5 protein-coding genes are annotated in these 5,198 nt (G+C 49.2%); all 5 read right to left on the reverse strand.

From position 1 onward, the window contains the following. Positions 1 to 72: 72 nt before the first annotated feature. Genes GXO76_02440 through GXO76_02460 form a run of 5 tightly spaced genes read right to left on the reverse strand, consistent with a single transcriptional unit; the run spans position 73 to position 4,972 of the window. Positions 73 to 1,041 (reverse strand): hypothetical protein, encoded by a 969-nt coding sequence (locus GXO76_02440; GenBank protein NOY76710.1) that lies wholly within the window; start codon positions 1,039 to 1,041, stop codon positions 73 to 75. After that, the gene (locus GXO76_02445) at positions 1,019 to 2,341 is read right to left on the reverse strand and encodes a flippase (protein NOY76711.1); all 1,323 of its coding nucleotides are present in this window, start codon (positions 2,339 to 2,341) and stop codon (positions 1,019 to 1,021) included. Before GXO76_02445 ends, GXO76_02440 begins: the two co-directional genes overlap by 23 nt. A gap of 29 nt (positions 2,342 to 2,370) precedes the next feature. Next, positions 2,371 to 3,522 (reverse strand): glycosyltransferase family 4 protein, encoded by a 1,152-nt coding sequence (locus GXO76_02450; protein NOY76712.1) that lies wholly within the window; start codon positions 3,520 to 3,522, stop codon positions 2,371 to 2,373. Positions 3,523 to 3,530: 8 nt separating this feature from the next. Continuing rightward, entirely contained in the window at positions 3,531 to 4,568 is a 1,038-nt protein-coding gene (locus GXO76_02455) for a Gfo/Idh/MocA family oxidoreductase (protein ID NOY76713.1), read from the reverse strand. Between the two features lie 32 nt (positions 4,569 to 4,600). Next, the gene (locus GXO76_02460) at positions 4,601 to 4,972 is read right to left on the reverse strand and encodes a GxxExxY protein (protein ID NOY76714.1); all 372 of its coding nucleotides are present in this window, start codon (positions 4,970 to 4,972) and stop codon (positions 4,601 to 4,603) included. Positions 4,973 to 5,198 lie beyond the last annotated feature (226 nt).

The following is a 5,198-nucleotide window of genomic DNA, read 5'->3' on the forward strand; positions in this document are numbered from 1 at the left end:
TTGAAAAAAATTTATGCTGCATCCTCTTTTCTCGACTTGAAAATTGGACATTCCATGTTGATTATTGGATATTCATAAATACCCCAGCAGCCGCTTCGTCTGCCGGGAGATCCAATAGGGAGTCAGCCTCGGGAAAAGCGCGCGTTTGGCGCGGGCAAGCGGGTCGTTCCAGGCCGATTCCCAACGATCCGCCATTTTCCTAAACACTTCCTCCCCTGTCCATTCAAACAGCAGGCGCAGCTGAGCAACGTGCATCCGGTGGTATTTTTCTTCCACCACACGCCGGGTGAGTAAATCGTACCGCGAGCCGTAACCGGCGTCAAAATTCTTGAGCCTTTTCAGAAACGTGATAACGCCGCTTTCAAACAACCGGCGGGCATCCACGTCTCCCGTCACAAGCCCGTACTCGTAAAGACCAATCATGGCGAAAATCATTCCGTTCAGCACATGGGACGGCGGATCGGAGGGATATTCCTCGAACCAGACATTCCCATTCTCATCTGTGAACACAACGCCTCCCCTTTCAATCGGAAACAGAAAGGCCTGAAAGGCCGCCCGGGAAGCCTTCAAGAAAACCAGCTTCTTCGTCTGCTCGTACGCACGCAGCAGAAGGGACATTCCCTGACCCTGCGCCATGGCACTGACCCACGGGGGATCCAAATGGTAAACCGGCATGGAGAAATCGTGCTCCCACACCCAAAATTGGTCCTCCCCTTTTTTAAGATGATGCACCAGCCAGTCGGCTGCCGACAAAAATCGGGAATAATCCCTGTCCGATTGATTTTTCAGAAACCGCTGGTGAGCGGCCAGTCCGAACTGTGCGATTGTAACGGGCGTGTAGGTAATCGGGAACCGCCCGTTTTTTGTGGGAACCCCGTGCGTCTGAAACCACTGTTTATAATCCACCAGGGGAAGCCCCTGTTCATCAAACGGGCCGTATAGTCCCGATTGGATGCGTTGAAATTCGTCACGCAAATCCATCGGATACGCACCCAAGCGGTTCACGGATTGTGTGTTTTCATGTTGAAGTTCGACCGGCAATCTGCATCCATCCTTTTTGAATCAAACGTCCGTAGAATCTGAAATCGTCACGTTTCGGCACCAGCAAATCACTCAGCCTCGGGCGACTGTTTTGCCACAGCCACAGCACATCCAGAAGCAGCATTAAACTGTAGGCGGCCGTGGATGCCAGTGCCGCCCCCAGAATTCCGATTTTCGGAATCCACCACACGTTTAATGAAAGATTCAGAGCAAAACCCGCCAGAGCAATCCGCATAGTAACGGCTGGTTTTCCGAGGGATAAAATATAGCTGGAGATAATTTTCGCCAGACTCAACGCAATCACTCCCACATAAAGTCCGCGCAGCGCCAGAACCGATGGGAGGAATTTTGCCCCAAACAGCCCCTTGACCAGCGGATAATCGATTAAAAATAAAATAGCAATCATCGCAACGGAAATCCAGAAAATATGGCGCAGGACGCGGGTGAGTACCGCCATCCGCTCGTGTGACGTCATCGTCCCGAACGCAGGCAGCAAAACCGTCCCCACCGAAGACGACAGGTACCAGAGGGTTTCGGCAATCAGCACCGCGACGGCATACAGTCCCACGGCCTTTGCACCCAAAAAATAACCCACCAGAAACATGTCAAATCGATAATTGAGAAACGTCACAATCTCTGCCACTGCAACCCGGGAACTGTACCGTACGATCTTTTTCAGATGCTGAACAGGAGCGCGAACAACCGGTTTTGCCTGCTTCAGCAGGAGGAAGAAACCCGCAAGTGCCGCCCCTCCCAATCCGATCAGATAAGAAAAAACAGCTCCCGTAAGTTTGAATTTAAGCACAACCACCAGCAGCAAAAAACCCATCAGAAATAAAAAGGGATTCAACCCGTTGATCAAATTAAAACGTTTGAAATCGCTTCGTCCTTGAAACAGGGTTAGACTATTGTTGAATAAAAGGATAAGGAGAATAGCCGCCGAACCCAGCCGGAAAAGCGGCAGCGGAACCTCGGGATAAAATTTCAGATAAACCGGTGCCAGACCGTTGGTAAGCAGAATCCCAGCCGTCCCCGTAATGGAAACCCACAGCAAAACCGTCCCAAACATTTTTGGGAAGGGAATTTTGCCGCTGCTGACAAAATAGGCAGACGAGGTGCTCAAGCCAAAATTAAAAATAAGTGCGGCAACGGTGGGCACCAGCACAATTAGAGCGTATTGTCCCCGGCCGGTGGGTCCCAGAAGCCGCGCCAGCAAAAGCCCGTTGATTCCCTGCACCAGAAACATCAGGAGCCGGGTTCCAAAGGTCATCAAACTGTCTTTCGCAATCGATGAACGCATATGCTTTACAGACTTTTAGAAACACTTCTTCAAACAACCGCCTGATAAAAGGCGTCGATTTTCGGAACAAGGTTCGTCAGAAAGAACTCAGAGGCTCGTTGGCGGGCCAGCTCCGGGCGCACCGGCATCCGCAAAGCCCGGTCAATCGCTGCCGCCAGCGCCTCCGCCGTTTGCTCTTTCACCACGTACCCCAATTCCGGCCGATCCAAAACATCGGTTACATTCCCCACATCGAATGCCACAACCGTTTTCCCCAATGCCAGAGCTTCGATGAGAACGAGCGGTCCGCCCTCCCTCCGACTCGGGATAACCAACACATCCGCCAAACTCAATTTTTCCAGTACAGCGGAATGGGACAGTTTTCCCCAGAATTTTACGGAACGATCGAGTTTAAGCGCTTTTACCCGGTTTTCAAGCGCCTGCCGTTCGGGTCCATCGCCGATTAAATCCACATGCCAGGAAACATCCCGTTGTTTCAAAAGCTTCAGCGCCTCCACCAGTCGGTCGGCTCCTTTGACCCGGAAGAGATTACCCACAAACACCATATTCTTGGCGGAAGACCCCACCCGAGGGGCGGCGGATTTCAGATCTGCCGTCACAGGAGCAATCCCATTGGGAATGATTGCCGATTTTTTCAGCCGGATACCGGCCGCTGCCACGATGTCGGCCAATTTTCGGCTCACAAAAATAACCCCCGATGCCTGGCTGAGGGCTCTGCGGATGCGGCCCTTTTTGACGGGTTCGCTCATCCAGGAGTGAATGTCCGACCCGTGACTGGTAATAACAACCGGTTTTCGCAAGAGTTTACCCAGAAGAATCGCCCACCAGCCGGAACGGTAGGCCCAGTGGGCATGAATAACATCCACAGAAAAATCCGCAACTGCAATCAAAACCAGCAGTTTGAGGAAAAACCAGAATGGAACAACGAACTCACCCACGACCGGAAGATTTCGGAATAGCGGCCGGTAAATGGTCCAATCTTTTTTTATCTCTTTGAACGGTACCTTTCGGACCGGAAATCGCAGTGCCCGGTACCGCTTTAGGGGGGGATACCACACGCGGGGGGTAATTACCAGAATACGATTTTTCTTCGCCAATTCTTGCACCTGTTCCCGGACGAAAATACCGTCATGGTCCCGAAAACGGTGCGGAAAAAAATCTGTAATGACGAGGACATTCATACGACCCGCTAATTTTCTGAAATCTCAATGGGCACATTGTTGGATTTTAGGGAGTGCTGCGCCGCTTCCAGGATTCGGATCACCTGAAGACCGTGTGTACCGTTTGTCAGCGGCTGCTGACGGGTGAGGATGGAATTGAGAAAATGATCCGTCTCGGCCCGCAATGGTTCCACAAAATTGATTTTGGGGATAAGCAGATCCCCTGCACGCTGGATCAGCTGGAACTTGCCGAAATTGTCGTAATCGCCCAGAGAATCGCCTATATTTTTTTTGGTGATGCCTTTATCGTAGATTTTGATTTTCGCGTCGGCGCTGGTGTCTTCGTACACCACCATTTTTTTTGAACCCACCACCGTGATGGAGCGCCGCTTATTGGGATCGAGCCAGCTCACGTGAATGTGGGCAGACATGCCGCCGGGGAAATCCAGATTCATAAAAACCACATCCTCCACCCCGTCCTGCAGAAAACTGTTTCCCTTGGCGGAAACCCGAGTCGGGAGCTGTCCAAACCAGTAGAGTAAAATGGACACATCGTGCGGTGCCAGATTCCACATCGCGTTCACATCGGAGCGCACCCGGCCGAGATTGAGACGCTGGGAGTACACGTAGTAAATATCGCCCAGCATACCGCCCGTGATATAATCCTTTACCGTCTGCACGGCGGCATTGTACAGAAAGGTATGCCCCACCATCAACATGCGCTGATTTTTCTCGGCCAGTGTTACCAGCTCCTTCGCTTCGGCTACGGTCAGCGAAAGGGGCTTTTCAACAAATAGGTGTTTCCCCGCCAAAAGCGCCTGCTTAGCCAGAGCAAAATGAGTATTCGCCGGGGTGGCCAGAGCCACCGCCTGAACAGACGGATCCTCTAAAACCGCCTCAAAAGACGAACCTAACCGAATCGTCGGATACTCTTTTTGAACCCACTGCCGGGCGGACGAGGAGGAATCCACAGCGGTTAAGGTTCCAATATGTTCCGAGCGGAAAAAGCTGCGAAGCAGATTCCGTCCCCAATACCCAACGCCAATTTGTGCCAGATTTATTTTCATTTTTTTGCGCCACTAATTCACGAATTAAAATATTAAAAGATAATTCTTTTAAATCTCAAAGACAATTCTCCGAAATTTATAAGAAGCCCAAGTTTAAGTCCTGAAACTTTAAGATAATTCAAGGTTTGAGCAATATGTTCATCAGTAATTGCTGAAACGCTTTTTACCTCCAAAATGATTTTATTAAATACTATGAAATCTGCAAAAAATTTGTGAGGTAACACAATGTCTTTGTATCGAACGATATATTCTTTTTCTCTTTCGAATTCGATTCCAGCATTTTTGAACTCATACTCCAATGCATCCTTGTAAACAATTTCTAAAAATCCTTTTCCGAGATTTTTATGTACTTCCATGCAAATACCGATGATTTTATAAGATTCATCCTGATAAATTAGTTCCATAATGTTCTCTTTTCAATCCGTGAATCCGTGGCATCTTTTTAAGCCACTAATTCACAAATTATGAATTCCCCTGCTCTTTGTTTGATCCTTCTGCAAAAATATTTCTTAAGAAATTGGCATATTCAATCCGTGAATCTGCGGCATCTTTTTAAGCCACTAATTCACAAATTATAAATTCCCTTGCTTTTTGTTTGATCTTTCTACAAAAATATTTCTTAAGAAATTG

The sequence above is a fragment of the Calditrichota bacterium genome, from assembly GCA_013151735.1.
In the GTDB taxonomy this organism is placed as follows: Bacteria; Zhuqueibacterota; JdFR-76; order JdFR-76; family BMS3Abin05; genus BMS3Abin05.